Genomic DNA, 18,058 nt, shown 5'->3' with positions numbered 1-18,058 from the left:
CACGCACATGACAACTCCCCCGCTGGGCGTTTGGTCCGAGGTTGGCAAGCTCCACCAGGTCATGGTGTGCGCGCCGGGGCTCGCGCACGAGCGGCTGACCCCCAGCAATTGTGGGGAGCTGCTTTTCGACGACGTCCTCTGGGTCGACGAAGCCAAGAAGCATCACGCGGAGTTCGTCGCCAAGCTGCGCAGCTACGGCGTCGAGGTGCTGGAGATGCACACACTCCTGGAGGAAACCCTGGCCACCCCGGGCGGGCGTGATTTCATCCTGGATTTTAAGCTGCTGGATAAGAACGTTGGTGTCGGCATCGGCGGCGAGCTGCGCCACTGGTTCGAGGACATGTCTAATAAACGCCTGGCGGAGCTCCTCATCGGCGGGCTACCCTTCGCCGAAATTCCGAAGGGCTTAGGCCACGGAACTATCGACGCCATGCGAGAGGTCTACGGGCCTTCCGCGTTTGCGCTGCGCCCGCTGCCCAACACCCAGTACTCGCGGGATAACTCGGCGTGGATTTATGGCGGGGTCTCGCTCAACCCCATGCGCATGCCGGCGCGCCACCAGGAAACGCTGCTGACCAGAGCGATTTATAACTACCACCCACGGTTTGCGCAGGCGGATTTTCAGTTCTGGTACGGAAATACCGATGAGGAGCCAGGCCTGGCTTCCTTGGAGGGCGGGGACATCATGCCGATCGGAAAGGGCATCGTCCTCGTCGGCATGGGTGAGCGCACCACCTGGCAGGGAGTAAGCCAGCTGGCCATGCGCCTATTCCAGGAAGGCGCGGCCGAGAAGATCATCATCGCCGCCATGGCCGCCGACCGCGCCTCGATGCACCTCGACACCGTGCTCACCTTCCTGGATGCAGATAAGGTCACCGCCTACCCCAAGGTCGTGAACACCATCCGACCCATCGTCTTGCACCCTTCGACGAGCACGGCGCCTTTCGACGTCGAACTGCCCACCCAGTCTTTCCTCGAGGTCGTCGCCAAGGCGCTTGGCGTCGGGAGTCTGCAGGTGGTGGAAACCGGTGGGGACACCTATGCCGCTGCCCGCGAGCAGTGGGATGACGCCAATAACGTCGTGGCCATTGAACCGGGCGTGGTGGTGGCTTATGACCGCAACAAGCACACCAATAAGAAGCTGCGCGCCGCCGGGATTGAGGTTGTAGAGATTGGCTCGGCGGAGTTGGGCCGCGGGCGCGGGGGCGGGCACTGCATGACCTGCCCTATTGTGCGTGATGCGGTGGATTATTAATCCGGACGCCCAAAGGAACTATCACGGCCTTATTCGAGACCCCAGTTGTACGCATATTCTATACGGGAACGCTCCAGCAGTACTGGTTCTACATCGCGCGAAGCACCTGCTAAAACCCGAAGGGGCCTGCTTCCCTCACTACATATACTCGAAAGCTAGCCGCCACGCTCAAGGGTCAGATGAATAACTTTCATTCCCCCTCCCAGAATCCGCAGGCCACAGTGCGTCGAGACTGTGGACTGTGACATCGATGCGCTGATTTTCAGCGTGTTCAAGATGCATAATCACCGAGCAGGCTGCGTTATTGAAGAGCGCGCTGGGGATGGACGCGGATGTCCTGCCTAGCGGTCTCGGTGGCCTTGAAAAATGCGTCTATGGGAGGAAGATTCAGTTCTGAAAGAAAACGCACTGCCATCGGTGAAGGCACATACCACGTTCCTCTCGCCGAAGCACGCGGCGATGGTCCTTACGCTCGAGATAAAACCAAAAGTCCTGCCTCCTTACCCGACGGACCGGACGCGGTACGCCCCTGACCCGCGCTGAGCGCAAGGCCGTACAGGAAGTAATGAAGTTCTTCTCCGCCAAGTGCGCTTCTCCTTTGAAACTGCCCTATCCTACTGTGGCAGCAGTTGCGATACACATTGTAGAGCATCGCACCGGCACGGAGGGTGCATTTGTTCACGCGCTCGTCGACGAAGCTCAGGTTTTCCACGCCGGCCACTGGAAATTCCTCCGCGTATTGGCGAAGCGCAATCCAAATGAAATCTTTATCACTAGAGACTCTCACCAGCGGAATTTCAGTCAACGTCCGGTACTACAAAACTTCGGAATCGAATCCCGCGGACGAGTTCCTCAAAGCAGCCCGTTAAGTACCGCACTACAGTCCAGAGCCTGGGCTATGCCAAAGCCATCTCAGAATTCACTTGGTGGTCGAACTCCGAAAAGAGGGTGGATAAGCTCACCGGCTACCACTCCGCGTGTCAGAGCAGGTCGTTCCCATAGATATGTTGACCCGCGCCAACCAGTGCAAGGAGGGGATTGCTCTGCAGCTAGACAAACACGGCGTAGCGGTCAGCGCCATTTCATCGGAGAGTCCAGTCACTGTCATAACCATGCACAATGCCACGGGATGAAATTCACGCAGGTTATACTCCCCTCCTCGACGCAACCGCAAGAGCCCTTCCACAGCGATATCTGCTCAAGGAACTTGCTCCTGCTAAGCCTGACGAGGCACTCCAGTACACAATCAAGCACTCCCACACGTAGCGGGCTCACGCACCCGCTACGCGCCCCTTGTCAGTGTTGAGGGGCTGCGTTGAAACTGCTTGATTGCAGAAGCTAGAAGTAGACGGAGGAAAGAAGATCGACTCTTCAAATCAGGGAGTGCCCGAATCTTCAGTAAGTAAGAAAAACTAACCCCTGTATGGGGGTGCTTCTACGACTCATCGGTTGATTTTCAAAAAGTTAGCAAAAATGGAAAAGTGGCTAAAACTCTCCTGTAACCACTATTTTCTCGCAAAATCGACAATCTACATCTTTAACACTCCGCAACTTTAACGTAACTTACCGCACATTCACACTATGACGTGACCATAATCCTACTAACCGATTTGTTGGGATGAGAATTACAGAAAGGGCCTTCTCCGTAATGGAAGTTCTAGGTGCAATAAGTGGAGTGCTTTGGTCACCGGCACTAGTTGTATTACTGCTTGGTGCAGGTTTGTATTTTACGATTGCGACGAAGGGGGTACAGATTCGATGCATTCCCGACATGCTAAGGCAGATTCGGAGCTCAGAGAAGTCATCTTCCGGAATCTCGTCACTTGAATCGCTCATGGTGTCCCTAGCCGGCAGTGTTGGCATTGGAAACATGGCTGGCGTAGCGACAGCAATCGCTTTTGGTGGTCCGGGGGCAGTTTTTTGGATGTGGGCCGTTGCAATCATGGGTGCCGCTTCATCCTTCATTGAATGCACATTAGGGCAAATCTATAAGGAGAAGGACCGCGATACTGGTGAGTATCGTGGTGGTCCGGCTTACTATATTGAAAAAGCGTATCGCGGGACGAAGATTGCACCCTTCATGAAGGCTCTAGCGGCCATCTTTGCGCTGGTAGTCACTCTTTCTACGGGATTCTTCTTGCCGGGGATTCAGTCGAATAGTGTAGCTGCAGCACTAGATAACGCTTGGGGGATTAATATTACGGTCTCAGCAGTGGTTCTCACCACTGCGATTGCAATCATCATCATTGGTGGAATTAAGAGGATTGCGAACTTCGCTTCTCTTGTCGTTCCACCGATGGCAGGGTTGTATATCGTTTTCGCAATAGTCATCCTGTGCGTTAACTTCGAACAAATTCCAGAGGTCTTTGGGCTAATTTTTAGATCTGCTTTTGGGCAGGAGCAATTGTTCGCTGGGCTCTTGGGCTCCGCGATTATGTGGGGCGTCAAACGAGGTGCCTACTCCAACGAAGCTGGGCAGGGAACTACTCCTCAGTCAGCAGCTGCAGCAGAAGTTTCACATCCTGCAAAGCAGGGATTTGTGCAGTCTTTCGCGGTCTACGTCGATACATTGTTTGTTTGCTCCGCGACGGCATTCATCATCATTTCGACAGGGATGTTTAAAGTTTTCGAACAACCCTCAGAAGAGAGTCCCGTCCGCTACCGCGGAAATCTTCCTGAGGATGTAGCAGTTGGTCCAGGTTTCATTCAGAACGGGCTTGATACCGTCCTGCATGGTTTTGGATCGTCCTTTGTGGCGATTGCGATTGGGTTCTTTGCCTTTACTACCGTTCTTGGTTCCTATTACTCGGCAGAAGTGAACCTTAGCTATTTCAATCGATGGGTAAGCAGTCTGAAGGCCCGACGGGGACTCATATGGACATTAAGGATTCTATTGCTGACATCTGTCTTCGTAGGGGCAGTTTCTACTCCGACAGTCGCTTGGGCACTTGGAGACATTGGCATGGGCGCTACGGCTTGGATGAACATTCTCGTCATTCTTGCTCTTCAAGCACCGGCGATCACCTGTTTGAAAGACTATGTGGAACAGAAAAAGCGTGGAGTGGACCCAGAATTTGATCCTAAACGTGTCGGTATCAAAAATGCTGACTTTTGGGAGGAGCGAAGCCAAAATCTTGGTTCGGCGGAGCGCATTCACTCAGAATCTGTTGTAAGACAAAACTCGCAGGAAGACGATCCAGGAATAACAGTTACAACGTAAGTAGAACAGAAAGGGAGAATTATGATTACTGTCATTCAACCAGACCCCATCGTAGGTTTGGATAGGTTTGAAAATTGGCTAGACGATGAGTACGAAATTGTCCCTCCAACACCTTCGCTTGAGGACTGCGGTGATCGAATCATCGTGCTTGGTGGAAGGATGAATGCCATTGATGGTGATTGGTTGGAAGATCTGCGCCAGCTATTGATTGAAGCCGTATCCCAAGGGGTTCCGGTTCTGGGGATTTGCCTAGGACATCAAATCCTTGCGACAGCGTTTGGCGGGGACGTCAGTTTAAACTCGGGTGTAGAGGACGGACCATTCAAAATTAAACTAACCGAAGAAGGCCTCTCTGACCCGATGTTTTCGGAAATCAAAGGTGAGTTTTTGGCAGCAGAATCGCACTACGACTCTGTCACCAAGATCCCCGAAGGTGCAGTGCTGCTGGCATCCAGTGAAAACGCAATTCAAGCATTTCGGATCGGTTCCGCGGTTGGAGTTCAATTCCATCCTGAGGCGTCGCCGAAAACTATGGCCTACTGGGCTACGCTTTCCGACCAAAGCGAAGAGGAAATGCTCACCAAGATGTCCGCTGTAGACGATCGCATTGTCGCAGTTGGGCAAAGCATTGCTAAAAACTTTAGAGACCTGTAAGGCCCGTATTTCCGGTTGGGTTGAGCGACATCTCAAAGTGAAGGCGAGTCCATTTCGAAGTCTTGAAGTTGTTTGCCTTACTACGTTGTTAGCAGTTCCGCTTGAGGGAACCCAGGACTCGTAAGCCTTGACCCATGCTGGGTCAGGCTTTGTTTATCTGCGTTCCTTCTGCCTTGTGGCAGTGAGACTAGTCACTAGCTCCGGAATGGTTTGTTTTCGTCCCTGCCTGAAAATAATCCGGGGTAGGGCACCCTCAAAACTGTAATCAACCATGCACACGTTTCTTTTCCGGATTTAGCACTGCAGTCTCATTCTCTCTCACTGGTGCGAAATCGGTTCCACCCACTCAAGCATCCGTTAGCCCGAATTAGTCCCTAACAGCGGTGGACTGCCGACATCGAGGTAGTCGAGATCGGCTCCGCGGAGTTGGGCCGCGGGCGCGGCGGTGGGCACTGCATGACCTGCCTTATTGTGCGTGATGCGGTGGATTATTAGAAGGTTCCCTGGGCAGTGTTCCTACGGTGTCGCGCCGCGCATTCCCTTCTTCCAACCACCAGTGCGCGTATCCCATAAAGTCAAGAGACCGGGTCTGCACTGACCCACCCACACGGGGTTATACAGAAGTTTGTGTACGAAAGATCAATGGGCTGGCCAGCAAATACTTAACGCCACTAACTTTCTTCAAGCGTCGTAAGCCGTTTTCTATATCCATTGTCTACCCCCTGCATGCCTTCTAAAATAAGTGCGGATTCTACAAATCTCTCACTTTTCGCTTAATAAAATATAAGGACGGTACACAGGTGCTCTCTAAGGGACTGCGCGCGCTTGCACCACTGGTGGCAACCGCGGCATTAGTTACCCCCTCGGCACAGGCGGCCAACATTCCGCCCATGCCACAGGCCTACCCCATCACCAACCTCTACAAGAGCTGCAGCGCAGCAGGTGAAGACAACGCCACGCCCGAGTGGCACTTCGCAGAGACCGGCCGCCGCTACTTGAGCGACGGCACCCTGCAGTTTAAGAACACCACGAACCAGGAGGTGCCGTACACCGCCTCCGTGGAAACGGGCACCAACCACAAGATTGAGGCCAACTCCAAGGCCGCTATGCCTTCCGGCTGGGACACCACCGCCAAGTCCGACATCGGACTGAAGCTGAGCAACGGCTGGCAGGAGAAGGAAACCTTCGGCCCCGTCACCCTGAAGCCGGGCGAATCCTTCCGCGTGGAATACGGCGTGGTGGAAAAGGACTTCATCTCCATGTTCGTCGGCTGCAACGATGACCGCCTGGAAAACATGCCCGGCGCCAACGTCATCCGCGGCAAGGGCCCGGCTGAGCGCTATGCCTTTGCCTACATCATCAAGGCGGATGGTTCGATTTCGGACCTGGCCATGGAGATTCCTTCCCGCTCCCCGGGCGCGAACTCCAAGCCCATCGAGGGCAACTACACCTCCGTGTCCGGCCCCAGCCTGGAGAAGATTGCGGACCCGAAGAAGGATGAAATCATGCAGCCTTCCGAGGACCTGCAGCGCGACCCATCTTGGCCCAAAGAGGGCGAGACCTGCGAGGGCCGCGATAGCTCCTGGTACCCGCTGGATATCACTGCAGTAAAGCCGACCTTCCGCAAGCCGGGTTACTCCACGGACTTCCTCAACTGGTCCAAGGGCGACTACGAGTACGCGCCGGTCACCGATTTCGTCGTCGGCGCCGAGCACGCACCGTACACCAACTGGCAGGGCAACCGCGGCGATATCCCGAAGGGCTGGCTGGAATCCGTTGGCGCGGTCAAGCGCGCCTACATGCCGGTGGGAACCGAGCTGCAGCACATCGACCTGGCCCCCGGTGAGCGCGTCCGCGTGGAGTACGGCACCATCATGACCCGCATCAACTACCGCGAAATCCACTGCGGTAAGGACGGAAAGTACAGCCTGACCTCCAACTACAAGCAGACCACCGCTCCCAGCGGTTTCTGGGCGGAGGCCACCATCACGGGCAAGGACGGCTCCACTCGCACCGAGGACGTCACCCCGGACGAGTACCGCGAACTCCCAGTCCCGACCCAGACCATCTACTAATCCCCCTTTACTTCCCAAGGAGAAATCACCATGTTCAAGACCAAGATTGCTTCCACCACCGCCGCCGTGGCCATCGCTTGCGGCCTGATCGCTACCCCGGCCGCTAACGCCCTCCCGGCACGTGACCTGGGCCCGGCCAACCCGACCACCATCGGTGAGCACTGCACCAACCCGGGTGACACCGGCCAGACCGTGAAGATCAAGCGCACCTACTTCGACGGCTCCGCCGGCTCCTGGACCGTGTCCAACTACAACGACGAGCCGCTGCCGGTCACCCGCTCCATCAAGGAAACCAAGACCAAGACCTGGAACGTTTCCGCCGGCGTTGACTTCAAGCTTCTGGATCTGATCAATTTCACCTTCTCCTCCAGCTACACCGACTCCCAGTCCTACGAGGTGGGCGAGCAGGTCGGCCCGTACAACATCGCCCCGGGCAAGACCGCCGTCATGCGCGCCGGCTGGGTTGTCTCCGACTTCGAGGGTCAGAAGACCATCTGCGGTTCCGATAACACCTGGCAGGCCAACGGTGGCACCTTCACCGCTACCCTGCCGAAGGAGCGCCACGTGGAGGTCTCCACCCGCGACAACAACGATTGGGGCTAAGACGTGCTGAAGAAGTCCATCGCGAGCGCCTTCGCCGCGCTCAGCCTATTGGCGGCCGCTCCTGTGGCCCACGCCGCTGACTTCGGCGGGGACTTCGAGCTGCCGCAGCGCTGGAATGATGATTTCAAGCCGGGCACGCACTGCTCGACGCCCGGTGAGAACGGCACCTACGTCACCGCCACCCGCCGGTGGTTCAAGCAGACCGATGCCGCCAGTGTGGCCAACCGCAATGATGAGCCCGTGCCGGTCAGCCACACCGTGACCCAGGCCCGCACGCAGACCATCGAGGTCTCCGGTTCCATCAAGGGCGAGGGCGAGCTGGCCAAGGTCCTGACCCAGACCTACGGTTTCAACTACGTGCACGAGCAGCACTGGAAGCTGAACCAGGAGGTTGGCCCGTACACGCTGCCGGCGAACTCCCAGGGCAAGCTGGTGTGGGGCTTTACCATGCTCGACACCGACGGCCAGGACGTGCGTTGCAACACCGACCAGGAATGGGAGGCTGTGGGCAAGCCCTACTCCGCCACCGTTCCGGAGGCGCGCTACTCTGAGCTGCAGCTTGGCGACGCCCCCGTCTGGGACTAGCTCACCTCCCCAGGCCCCACAGAAGAGGGCACCCCAAGCCGTTTCACGACGGCTGCGGGTGCCCTCTTTTTGGCGTTCCACAGCGCGATCAAACGGCAGCGCGAGCATTGCAGAACAGCAATGAGAACCTTGCAGAACCGCAACGAGAGCATTGCAGAACCGCAATGAACACCTTGCAGAACCGCAACATCGCAGGTAGATTGACTGCCATGACTGATTCTTTTCTGCATAGAAACGCACAAGATCTGGCGGAAGAAGTTCTGTCGGATACACCTGTGCTGACTATTTCCGGCGCGCGCCAAGTAGGAAAGAGTACCCTTGTCCATCAATTACTCGAAGGTAGGGAACATAGATTCATTAACCTTGATGAGAGCGCTTCGCTGGTATCTGCGAAAGCAGATCCAGACGGCTTTGTCAGACAGCTCCCCGAAGGGACACTAGCCATAGATGAAATTCAGCGCGCACCAGAGCTGTTTCGCGCGATTAAAGGCGCACTCGAAGAAGATCGACGGCCGGGTCGTTTTATCCTTACCGGATCATCCAACCTCCTCAGTCTCACAGGAGCTGAAGAATCTCTCGCTGGCCGCGCAGAAACTATTCGCCTTCACGGCCTCAGCGTGGGCGAACGTTTAGGTATCCACGAAGACTTTGCAGGCCGAATGTGGTCATTAAAAGATGCAAGCGTACAACCCGCATCCGCCCTTTCCCGGGCTGACTACTTCCAGCTCTTCTGCACGCCGAGTTTTCCAGGACTTAGGGATTCTAGTCGGCGACGGCAACACCGGTGGTTCGATGCTTATATTGAGCGAGTCTTGTCAAAAGACGCTGCCGAGCTCTACGGCATTCAATTCCCTGACCGCTTACACAATCTTCTCGCCAAGTTTGCTGCACAAGGCACCGCGGAACTTGTAGCGGCGCACATTGGGCGTGCACTCGACATTCCCGAACGCTCAGTCCCTACCTATGTAGCTGCTCTGAATGATGTCTTCTTGATTAACCAATTACCATCATGGGGAACAAATCTTGAGAAGCGAGCTATCTCTAAGCCTAAGGTCTTCCTCTCGGATACCGCACTGGCCACAAGTCTGGCAGGCCTCGAGCCAGAGGCATTGGAGATGAACATTTCCAGCACGCTTAGCGGCGGCATCTGCGAAGCCTTTGTTGCCAACGAGCTTCTGAAGCAGAAAGCATGGTCATCAGTTGATTATCGCCTCTTCCACTTTCGGACTTCTACTGGCAAAGAGGTTGACCTTGTGCTGGAATCACGATCCCGGGACGTTGTTGGCGTGGAGGTCAAAGCCGCAATGTCGATCCAGCCGAAGGACTTTGCTGGCCTGCGCTATCTTCAGCAGGTAGCTGGTGATTCTTTCCGCGCAGGAATTGTCTTGTACACAGGCAAGGACGTCTTGCCGATGGGTGAAAACCTCTGGGCAATGCCAATCTCGACGCTCTGGCACGGCTAAACCGCGACAACGAACGGCCGCCGCGCGCCATGAGGCCCACCGATATACTGCGCCCATGTCTCACCGCATCTTTTCCGTTCCCTTCGCCGATATTTATCCGCACTACGTTAAGAAGGTAGAGCGCAAAGGCAGGACTGTCAGCGAGCTTCACGAAGTCATCACTTGGCTTACCGGCTACTCGGTTGAGGAGCTGGAACGGGTCCGGAAGCAAAAGGTCACCCTCGAGGACTTCTTCGAGCAGGCCCCGCACCTGAACCCATCCCGCTCCCTCATCACCGGCAGCATCTGCGGGCACCGTGTCCAGGACATCGAGGACCCGCTGATGCAAAATATTCGGTACATGGACAAGCTCGTTGACGAGCTAGCCAAAGGAAAAGCCATGGAGAAAATCCTTCGCGGCTAGCCTTCGCTAACTACGCTATTCAAAGCTTCAAGCTTTAAGCCACAAAGGGATACGGCGGCGCGGTCTTCTCACGGAAGAAGTAGCGCGCGTGCGTGTGTCGAACGGACTCTAGGCTTTCAGCGCCAATGGCAACGAGCTCAACGTCTGGGTCATCGTTGATTTGATCGAGGTCGTGACGGGCAAGAGTTGCCGCAGTTAGGGATTCAAACTCCGTGACATTCAGTGCACCCGTCGGACGGTGATACTTAATAAGAAAAGCCGGCATACTATTTACTCCCTTCCGACTCGTTTTCTGTCCGTCTCCGGTCGAGCTCACTAATTAGCCTATCCAACATCCTAGAAGTCCTTTGCCGCAATGGCCGGGCTTCACGCAACTCCACCGTTTCCACTGGGCGCTCGGCAAACGGAGAAGAGAGCACATCGAAGTATTTTTCTACTCTATGCACCACTTCTGAAAGCTCATGCAACGAGCGAACCTGGGTCTCAAATTGCAACGGTACGTGCTCTCCGAGCTCAAGGTATCGGATGCCGCGACCGTACAAGTCACCAGCAAGTTCATAAAGGTTGGCCCATCGTGACTGGAGCGCCGTCCGAAGCTGAAACTCAGCCCGGCCTGCCGGAGAGTAAATATGTAAATGGATCGCCCTATACCCAGAGTGCGGCTTTTCTCTCATGTCCTGAATTTTGACGCGGTCGGCTCCCCTTTCTTCGAAGTCCTGGGCGAGTAGCTCCGCCAGCCTTGATTGTTCAGAGAGCGTCACATCAAAGTCCATTCGCACTCCTGAAAGATCTTGGATGCTCTCTAGCGGGAAGCTCGGCATTCTCCGCAGTTTCTCAACGAGCACCTGCCGAGTCTTGACCCGCGAACCTATAAGGAATCGTTTCGAGTCCGGTTCCACAACGGAATCTGTCGAGCGCTCCAGCGGCACGCTCAGTTCATTCAGTGTCGACGCTGCCAAGGACTCAAGATGGTCACAAAGAGCAGACTGATGTATGAGTATGCGCCGATATAGCTCTTCATCGATCTCTTGCCCAGTGCGCAACGCACTACCTATTCGATGTACTTGTCTCTTACTAAACGTCGTCGGCCTGTTTTCCAAGAACTGCACAGTTCCCCCTTCTTCGATAGTGGCAACCCCCAAAGACGAAGAGCATTGCCAGCATTTTCAGACACCCACACATCCCCCACCCCTTGGATGCCTGCCCTAAAGACTACGAGGGCGACCGGACACCAACACCACATTTTCGGATATATGTTCGACGTTTGCGCTGAAACGCACATCCCACCTTCAGCTTTGCCATACTTGACGCATGACCACGCTAGAAACTTGTGCCAGCGCCTGGGCGGAAGCAATTGTGGCCGCACTCGAGCGCGAATTCCCCGCCGCGATGCACCACACGAGCGCTTCCACAGAAGACTGCGACGTGCGCCCGCGCGAGCTACACCCCAGTTTTTACGGTTGTTTCGACTGGCACTCCAGCGTCCACATGCAGTACTCAGGCGCGCTACTAAACAAGATTCTCGGGCCCGAGTCTCCGAAAGAACTTGCCGCGCTTCTCGACGATCGCCTCAGCACAGAAGCCCTCACCACGGAATACAACTACCTACTCGCCCACCCCGGATATGAAATGCCCTATGGGCGCGCCTGGCTGCTGCAGCTCGCCTCCGTTCGACCTGGCGAAGCGATGGACAAGCTCGTAGAGCTAACCACACAGCACTGCCACGACTGGCTTAGATCACTCAACCAACCTGTGCGACACGGCATGCATTCCAATACAGCTTTCAACCTTTTCCTCATCCTCGAGGCCGCGGAGAAACTCGGGCTGGACTCACTGGCGAGCTCGGTGCGCGAGGCTGCTGTCCGCCTTTTCGGCGAAGACCGCGACTACCCGCTCGAGTGGGAGCTGTCCGGGCACGATTTCCTCTCCAACGGATTATCAGAAGCTCTGCTCATGTCGCGCGTGCTGCCAGACTTCCCACACTGGTTCGACGGCTTTCTTCCCCACCGCACCGAAACGCTGGAATCTCTCACACAAATCCCAGAGGTGCTCGATCCAACCGACGGCCGCCTGGCCCACCTCTACGGCCTGGCGCTGACCAGAGCATGGATGCTCGTTGAACTCGCCGAGCATTTCGATGCCTCCGTCCTACCACGCGCCCAAGCACTAGCAGCCAGTGCGCAACCGCAGCTTGTCGACGGCCACTTCATGTCCACCCACTGGCTCATCACCTACGCGCTGCGCTTTCAGTTCGCCGTTGATGCAAGACATTAGCCACAAATAAGGCTTCCCTCATCACCAGCCATCCAGGCCGAGAGTTCAGGCCGGCAAGCCAAGACTGCCCCTGCAGCCATAGTGAGCGCATACGGAATAGTTACTTAGCGAGTAGTACTGTAACTTTCTAATTATCGTTCTCTTCAGGAGCTCACTATGGATTCTCGCTACTCGGCACAGCGCGACAACTACCGCCTGCCAGAAGAAGGAATCCGTATTGATCTGCGCGCCGAGCGTGCCCGCCAGAAGGGCTCTACTCACGACCGCGAGAGCACTGCCCCTGAGCGCCCTTCCTACCGCCCGCGACGCCGCCCCAGCCACGATCGCCTAGCTTCGTCCCCGTCGACAACTTCCCCTTCCCGTCGATCCGCTTCAACGTCGGCGCCTGCCCAACAAACGCCATCCCAACAAGCGCCGACCCGAACGACACCGAAGCAAACAACAAAGACTGCACCACGGCGCCAAGCATCGCGCCCGCGAACACCCATCAGCCGTCGCGGGTTGGGAGTTCTCCTTATTTTGGCGATGGTTCTCGTCGGCATCGTCGCCGCACTTCAGATCAATAAGGAGCCAGACGCGCCCGCGCCGCAACCAACCGATGTGGTTGCGGAACCCGCCGCCGTCATCGAGCCCTCCCCAGCGGTGGAGATGTACATCCCGACAATTGATGTGCGCGCAGAGTTTGAAGAAGGCTCCTGTCGGATCAAAGACAACAAGATCAACCCCGACTCGATGAGTAAGGCTTGCACCTACACCGCGGAGGATAAACCCTATTCGCTCCCTGGTACGGATGCGCAGGACGTCGTGGTGGTCGCCGGACATACCGGTGCGGGAGTACCAGCGGTGTTCAATAACCTCTATGACGGTAGCGCCGACGAGCACAAAGCCTCTGTAGGCGACAAGTTGTACCTGCGCACGCAGAACTCCGGCGAGCAATGGCTGGTATACACCGCAACAGATCTGCACGATCCGTCGAAGGACGGCCTTGAGCAGGACGAGAGCATCTGGGGCACCGATGCCCAACCCGGTCGTCTCCTCACCATCAGCTGCATCCAGCCGGCCAACCCTTTGGCTGCCGCGGTGCGCAATGCCGTGGTGGGATGGCAGTTTGAGGGCGTAACCGAGGCTCCTGATCCTGCCGCAGAACAGAGCTAAGCCCCATGCAGCATCCCCCGTTCAGGGGGATTTCCGCCACTACGCGCAGTTATCGAACATTTTCGCAGCTCAACAGACAACACCGTTCTTATCCTTGCAGGTTAACACGCCTTGTAGCGCCGCCCGTGAGGACCTCAACCCACCGAACATGCCACCCGTTTGGCACGAAAAGCATCCGCCATGTTACGGAGCGAAATTTCGAAACCCTTGTGATTAATGTGAAAGTTGTGGCTATTGTGGTTCACGTCGGGTTGAATCCCTCTCACATACCTCACAAACCCCGCAAGGAGAAGCTTATGAAGCGCATCAACCGCACCCTGACCGCAGCCGTTCTGGCTGGCTCCCTCGCACTGGGCGGCACCGCCGTTGCCTCCGCCCAGATTCCGGCTCCGGCTGAACTCACGGTCGATGGCGTCACCTACCAGAAGCAGGCCGACGGTAGCTACCAGCACCGCAACGAGAACGGCGAGCTGGACGGAACCACCAAACTGACCGCAGAGCAGGCACAGTGGGCTTGGGAGCAGCAGCAGGCTCAGCAGGATGCCGACGCGCCGACCACCACCAGCGTGATGGCCCCGGACATGGACATGGCAGCCACCGGCGAGGCTACCGCTCCGTCTTCCGTTGACTACCCGATCAACGGCGAGTCCGAGGCTGAGCCGACCAGCACCGAGTTCGACAAGAAGCAGCTGGCTTGGCTGGCTCTGCCGGCCGCCCTCATCATCGGTGGCGTGACCTGGTACCTGGCCAAGGACGGCAAGACCTACGTGAAGTCCGAAGAGGCAGCTCAGAAGGACGCTCCTTCCGCTGAGGAGAAGGCCGCTTCCGAGAAGATGCTGCAGGAGAACAAGGACGAGGTCATCGCCCAGGGCGGCAAGGTTGCTGAAGGCACCGCCGCACAGACCCCAGCACAGTCCCGCGGTATCTCCGCTGAGACCGGTTCCAACACCGTTGCTCGCGGCCTCGCCGCACTGGCAATCGCAGCGATGATCGCCGCTGGCGCTGTCGTTGCTCGCCGCAAGCTCTTCATCTAAGAGGTTTAAGGCCTAGGGCCAACAGGCAGCCCATCCGCGTCTCCCCCTCTCCCTACCGGGGGTGGAGAGACGCGGCTTTTGCGGTTTTATGCGCCCGTTGGGCCACCACTTTTCTGGCCGCACCCCTTGGAGGAAGTTAAAAGATTCAATAGATGAACTAGCACGCAAGCAAGCCCCAAAACCCGAACCACGCAGGAAGTTTCATCCCACCACCACAAGGCTCGGCGCCATCCGACGCGCCAGCGCACCCTGACGCGTTCATGAAAATTTGCGTGGAGTAGCTTAAAAATTGGAAATAGTTTGACCTACCTCACTTTTTCTTGGTTAGTATGTGGGAAGTCGACATCAGTTAACGGTGACAACATCGTCTGATACGGCGTTGACCAAACTTTCCCAATCTAACCCCAGGAGTAAGAAACATGAAGCGCATTTCCCGCAACCTCACCGCCGCAGCCCTGACCGGCGCCCTCGCACTCGCAGGCGTCACCGCCGCCAACGCTGAAGACACCACCGGCCAGAGCACCAACGCCACCTCCAGCACCGGCACCGAAGGCGATAACGGCAGCAGCAACCAGGGTGGCGACGCCGGCAGCAGCGACGAAGGCAAGGGCGACCAGAGCAGCGAGGATCAGAGCTCTTCCAACGACATCAAGGGCAAGCTCTCCTCCGAGGACGGCAAGCCTTCTGGGCTGGGAATCGCCATCATCGTCCTCGGCGTCGTAGGCGCACTGGCCGCAGCTGCGCCGGCCGCAGCACAGGCACTGGGAGTCAACCTCCCGTTCTAATCTGAATCCTGCACCATCGAGCTTCAAACGCGAAGCTCTTAGCAGCGCCGGCCCACCAGCGCGAGGCAGCCGCACCCCCATCACCGTCGTGATGGGGGTGTTTTCACGTCCCGCTCATCCACAGATACGGGACACACTTCACAAACCTACGTGATGCGGGCTACACTAGGCACCCATAGATTGTTCAACAATTTGGGAACTACAGAAGAGGTGTCCTCCTGTTATGAGCGCGCTGCACATAGACCTCAACGCTGACCTCGGCGAAACCACCGCCGGCAACCCCGTTGCCGATGACGCCGCGATGCTCCAGCTCGTCTCCTCCGCCAACGTCGCCACCGGCTTCCACGCCGGCGACCCGCACTCCATCGCGGGCACCCTCAAGGCGGCCGCAGAAGCAGGCGTCACCGTCGGCGCACACGTGGGCTATAACGACCCGGCAGCCTTCGGGCGCCGCTTCATCGATTACGCACCTGCCGAGCTTGCCGACGAAGTCACTTACCAAATCGGTGCCCTCCAAGCCCTGGCCCAGGCCAACGGAACCCGCGTGGCCTATGTCAAGCCGCACGGCGCGATGTACAACACCATCGTCCACCACGAGGCCCAGGCCCACGCCGTCATCGACGGCATCAAAGCCTTCGGCGATCTACCCGTCATGCTGCTGCCAGGCGGCGTTGCTGTCGACATCGCGGAGAAGAAGGGGCTCACCGTCATCCGCGAGGCCTTCGCCGACCGCAACTACAACCCCGATGGCACGCTCGTCTCGCGGCGAGAGGCGAATGCGGTGATGGGTGATGAGGGGGACGTCGTCAAGCGCGTGCTCGAGGTCGCCGAAACCGGATCCATCACGGCCATCGATGGCTCCGTGCTCAACGTGGATGCCCAGTCGGTGTGCACGCACGGTGATTCGCCCGGCGCGGTGCAACTGCTGCGCGGTGTGGTCGCCGAGCTGCAGGAGCGCGGAATCGAGATTCGGAGCGCTATCTAATGCATATTCACCCCGTGGGAACGCGCGCGCTGCTCGTGGAGCTGGAGGACTTGTCCCAGGTCATGGCGTGGCACGCGGCCCTCGACGCCAATCCGCTCAAGGACCAAGTCGATGCCATTGCTGCCGCCACGACCTTGTTGCTGACCTTTGCCACGCCGAATTCCGCCGCCGCTGCCGCCGAGAAGCTGCAGGACTTCCACCCCACCGCGCAGGCGGGCGAGGATCCGCGCTTTGTGGAGATCGACGTTCTCTATGACGGCGAGGACCTCGATGAGGCCGCCGAGTTGATGGGCATGTCGCGCGAAGGCCTCATTGACTGGCACACGTCCACCGAGTGGCTCGCTGCTTTCGGCGGCTTCGCGCCCGGCTTTACCTATTGCACCCCGGCGGACCCGGCGCAGAACTTCAACATCGAGCGCCGCGCCACCCCGCGCACCGCGGTGCCGGCGGGTGCCGTCGGTATTGCCGGCGGTTTTTCCGCGGTCTACCCGCGCGTCTCCCCCGGCGGCTGGCAGCTGCTGGGTACCACCTCGACCCCGATGTGGGAATCCGATGCCCACCCACCAGCGCTGGTGCAGCCCGGTGACCGCGTGCGCTACCGCGCGGTGAGCTCGCTGCCGGATGTTGTGTCGACCACGCCTTTTGGCCGCCGCACCCCGGCGCGCCTGCCGCGCATGGAGGTCCTCGATGCCGGGCTGCTCACACTCTTCCAAGACCAGGGGCGCCCCGGCCGCGGCAACTTGGGTGTCACGCCCTCGGGTGCGGCGGACCTGGCGGCGGCTGCCACGGCCAACGTCGCGGTGGGCAACCCCCGCGGGGCCACCGTGCTGGAGAACATCGGCGGCATCCGCCTGCGCGCGCTGACCGACGCCGTCATGTGCGTCACCGGCGCCCAATCCCGCGTCCTGCTGGACGATATGCCGGTGCACCTCGCGCGCCCGGTGCTCGTCACCGCTGGTTCGACGGTGACCGTGGATCCCGCGACGGTGGGCCTGCGCAACTACATCGCCATCCGCGGCGGCATCGTGGCGGATGCGGAGCTGGGCTCTGCCTCGACGGACGTGCTCTCTGGGTTGGGGCCGCAGCCGGTGCGGCTGGGCGACGTCATCGGCGTCCTCCCCCGCTCCACCGCGATGACCGATGCCCAGCTGAGCAACCCGATGCGCGTTCGTGAAGGCGCGAATGGCCAGACCGAGGGCGTGCTGCGCTGCGTGCTCGGCCCGCGCGATGACTGGTTCACGCCCGAGAGCCTGGAGGCCTTCCTGGCCACCGAGTGGACCGTGACCGCGCAGTCCAACCGCGTGGGCGTGCGCCTGCTGGGTCCGGAGGGCTCCGTGGAACTAAGCCGTGCCCGCGAGGGCGAACTGCCCTCGGAGGGCATGGTCGCCGGCTCCGTCCAGGTTCCGCCGAGTGGCGAGCCGGTCATTTTCCTCCGCGATCACGCCGTGACCGGCGGCTACCCGGTCATCGCCACGGTCCTCGAAGAAGATATTGATATTGCCGCGCAGCTCCCGCCGGGGGCGACGGTCCGCTTTGAACTCGCTTAAACACTAGTAAAGGAACACCC

Annotated in this window: 17 protein-coding genes and 1 pseudogene; 15 read left to right on the top strand and 3 right to left on the bottom strand. The window is 58.3% G+C overall.

Going from position 1 to position 18,058, the window contains the following annotated elements; genetic code table 11:
- Positions 1-7: 7 nt before the first annotated feature.
- Positions 8-1,255, top strand: coding sequence for an arginine deiminase (locus HMPREF2912_RS10375; protein ID WP_070597197.1), 1,248 nt, complete (start codon positions 8-10; stop codon positions 1,253-1,255).
- 466 nt (positions 1,256-1,721) lie between these two features.
- Here the strand turns inward: HMPREF2912_RS10375 and HMPREF2912_RS10370 are convergent, their stop codons facing one another.
- Positions 1,722-2,060, bottom strand: a complete 339-nt coding sequence (locus HMPREF2912_RS10370) for a hypothetical protein (protein WP_141748952.1) — start codon at positions 2,058-2,060, stop codon at positions 1,722-1,724.
- Positions 2,061-2,903: 843 nt separating this feature from the next.
- Here HMPREF2912_RS10370 and HMPREF2912_RS10365 point away from each other — a divergent pair.
- The 8 genes and pseudogenes from HMPREF2912_RS10365 to HMPREF2912_RS10335 all read left to right on the top strand — a co-directional run bounded on the left by HMPREF2912_RS10365 (position 2,904) and on the right by HMPREF2912_RS10335 (position 10,258).
- Positions 2,904-4,475: an alanine/glycine:cation symporter family protein gene (locus HMPREF2912_RS10365; protein ID WP_070564722.1), complete on the top strand. Its 1,572-nt coding sequence runs from the start codon at positions 2,904-2,906 to the stop codon at positions 4,473-4,475.
- 21 nt (positions 4,476-4,496) lie between these two features.
- On the top strand, positions 4,497-5,129 hold the full coding sequence (locus tag HMPREF2912_RS10360) for a type 1 glutamine amidotransferase (RefSeq protein ID WP_070564719.1): 633 nt from the start codon (positions 4,497-4,499) through the stop codon (positions 5,127-5,129).
- Between the two features lie 390 nt (positions 5,130-5,519).
- Positions 5,520-5,624, top strand: a pseudogene (locus HMPREF2912_RS13335) (arginine deiminase family protein); the annotation flags it as partial.
- A gap of 305 nt (positions 5,625-5,929) precedes the next feature.
- Positions 5,930-7,204: a hypothetical protein gene (locus HMPREF2912_RS10355; RefSeq protein ID WP_070684068.1), complete on the top strand. Its 1,275-nt coding sequence runs from the start codon at positions 5,930-5,932 to the stop codon at positions 7,202-7,204.
- A 30-nt stretch (positions 7,205-7,234) separates the two neighbouring features.
- On the top strand, positions 7,235-7,807 hold the full coding sequence (locus HMPREF2912_RS10350) for a hypothetical protein (protein ID WP_070523482.1): 573 nt from the start codon (positions 7,235-7,237) through the stop codon (positions 7,805-7,807).
- A 3-nt stretch (positions 7,808-7,810) separates the two neighbouring features.
- Positions 7,811-8,392, top strand: a complete 582-nt coding sequence (locus HMPREF2912_RS10345) for a hypothetical protein (RefSeq protein WP_070684066.1) — start codon at positions 7,811-7,813, stop codon at positions 8,390-8,392.
- Between the two features lie 209 nt (positions 8,393-8,601).
- Positions 8,602-9,855, top strand: coding sequence for an ATP-binding protein (locus HMPREF2912_RS10340; RefSeq protein WP_070684206.1), 1,254 nt, complete (start codon positions 8,602-8,604; stop codon positions 9,853-9,855).
- Positions 9,856-9,910: 55 nt separating this feature from the next.
- Positions 9,911-10,258: a DUF2200 domain-containing protein gene (locus HMPREF2912_RS10335; protein ID WP_070597192.1), complete on the top strand. Its 348-nt coding sequence runs from the start codon at positions 9,911-9,913 to the stop codon at positions 10,256-10,258.
- Positions 10,259-10,292: 34 nt separating this feature from the next.
- On the opposite strand, the gene HMPREF2912_RS10330 is transcribed toward HMPREF2912_RS10335, so the two are convergent.
- Together HMPREF2912_RS10330 and HMPREF2912_RS10325 are read right to left on the bottom strand one after the other, a co-directional pair.
- Complete coding sequence (locus HMPREF2912_RS10330; RefSeq protein WP_070597191.1) at positions 10,293-10,523, bottom strand: hypothetical protein; 231 nt, start codon at positions 10,521-10,523, stop codon at positions 10,293-10,295.
- A 1-nt stretch (position 10,524) separates the two neighbouring features.
- Positions 10,525-11,157 (bottom strand): RelA/SpoT domain-containing protein, encoded by a 633-nt coding sequence (locus HMPREF2912_RS10325; protein WP_256380804.1) that lies wholly within the window; start codon positions 11,155-11,157, stop codon positions 10,525-10,527.
- A gap of 412 nt (positions 11,158-11,569) precedes the next feature.
- On the opposite strand from HMPREF2912_RS10325, the gene HMPREF2912_RS10320 reads away from it, so the two are divergent.
- The 6 genes from HMPREF2912_RS10320 to HMPREF2912_RS10290 all read left to right on the top strand — a co-directional run bounded on the left by HMPREF2912_RS10320 (position 11,570) and on the right by HMPREF2912_RS10290 (position 18,038).
- The gene (locus tag HMPREF2912_RS10320) at positions 11,570-12,532 is read left to right on the top strand and encodes a DUF2891 family protein (protein ID WP_070684061.1); all 963 of its coding nucleotides are present in this window, start codon (positions 11,570-11,572) and stop codon (positions 12,530-12,532) included.
- A 156-nt stretch (positions 12,533-12,688) separates the two neighbouring features.
- Positions 12,689-13,687 (top strand): sortase family protein, encoded by a 999-nt coding sequence (locus tag HMPREF2912_RS13270; protein WP_230310844.1) that lies wholly within the window; start codon positions 12,689-12,691, stop codon positions 13,685-13,687.
- Positions 13,688-13,983: 296 nt separating this feature from the next.
- Complete coding sequence (locus tag HMPREF2912_RS10305) at positions 13,984-14,721, top strand: hypothetical protein (protein WP_070684056.1); 738 nt, start codon at positions 13,984-13,986, stop codon at positions 14,719-14,721.
- Positions 14,722-15,140: 419 nt separating this feature from the next.
- A complete protein-coding gene (locus HMPREF2912_RS10300) occupies positions 15,141-15,506 on the top strand; it encodes a hypothetical protein (protein ID WP_070684052.1) in 366 nt (121 codons plus the stop codon).
- A 223-nt stretch (positions 15,507-15,729) separates the two neighbouring features.
- Positions 15,730-16,491, top strand: coding sequence for a LamB/YcsF family protein (locus tag HMPREF2912_RS10295; RefSeq protein WP_070565109.1), 762 nt, complete (start codon positions 15,730-15,732; stop codon positions 16,489-16,491).
- Positions 16,491-18,038: a 5-oxoprolinase subunit B/C family protein gene (locus HMPREF2912_RS10290; RefSeq protein WP_070684050.1), complete on the top strand. Its 1,548-nt coding sequence runs from the start codon at positions 16,491-16,493 to the stop codon at positions 18,036-18,038. The genes HMPREF2912_RS10295 and HMPREF2912_RS10290 overlap by 1 nt, the downstream gene beginning before the upstream one ends.
- The last annotated feature ends 20 nt before the right edge of the window (positions 18,039-18,058 follow it).

Origin of the sequence: Corynebacterium sp. HMSC056E09, from assembly GCF_001813425.1 — a bacterium.
In the GTDB taxonomy this organism is placed as follows: Bacteria; Actinomycetota; Actinomycetes; order Mycobacteriales; family Mycobacteriaceae; genus Corynebacterium; species Corynebacterium hesseae.
The sequence above is the reverse complement of the archived record's forward strand: the minus strand, read 5'-3'. Positions and strand labels throughout refer to the sequence as shown.